Genomic DNA, 239 nt, shown 5'->3' on the forward strand with positions numbered 1-239 from the left:
TGTTTTTTTCCTTCTCCCGATAGCAACGGATATAATGTAAACACTCCTGAATATGTTGCATTACGAAAAGACAACGGAGCAAGACTGTGAGTTCCCCAACCCAAAATACTTGCCACATGACCTGAATATTGTTTTACAGCTTTAAAAGAATCATCTAAAACACTTCCTCCCACGGTATCAAGTACTGCATCGAAACCAATACCATTTGTATATTTTTGAACGTATTGATCAACCGAAAG

The 239-nt window shown here is 37.7% G+C and carries 1 pseudogene; it reads right to left on the reverse strand.

Annotation, left to right across the window (positions count from 1 at the left end):
- Positions 1 to 239, reverse strand: a pseudogene (locus SB725_RS33725) (alcohol dehydrogenase); the annotation flags it as partial.

Source organism: Pseudomonas sp. SIMBA_041 (genome assembly GCF_046535095.1).
In the GTDB taxonomy this organism is placed as follows: Bacteria; Pseudomonadota; Gammaproteobacteria; order Pseudomonadales; family Pseudomonadaceae; genus Aquipseudomonas; species Aquipseudomonas mucoides.